Annotated in this window: 1 pseudogene; it reads left to right on the top strand. The window is 80.8% G+C overall.

What is annotated here, in order from left to right:
- Positions 1-208 (top strand): annotated as a pseudogene (locus G3I42_RS10170) (hypothetical protein); the annotation flags it as partial.

Below are 208 nucleotides of genomic sequence, written 5' to 3'. Positions count from 1 at the left end.
GGGCGACGGCACGGCGCAGCCGGAGAGCAGCCGCGGCGCGACGGAGCCGCTGTGGGTCGGGCCCTCGGACGGCGTGCAGGTCGACGTCGACGGGCACGGCTCGGCGCTGCCCGCCGGACTGCGGCTCGAACTCGTCGACCCGGGCACGTCGCCCGCCGCGGACGGGGCCTCGGACGCCGGCCCGGCGGCCTTCGTCGCGGACGACGCG

This window comes from Streptomyces sp. SID11385, assembly GCF_010548245.1.
Classification (GTDB): domain Bacteria; phylum Actinomycetota; class Actinomycetes; order Streptomycetales; family Streptomycetaceae; genus Streptomyces.
The sequence above is the reverse complement of the archived record's forward strand: the minus strand, read 5'-3'. Positions and strand labels throughout refer to the sequence as shown.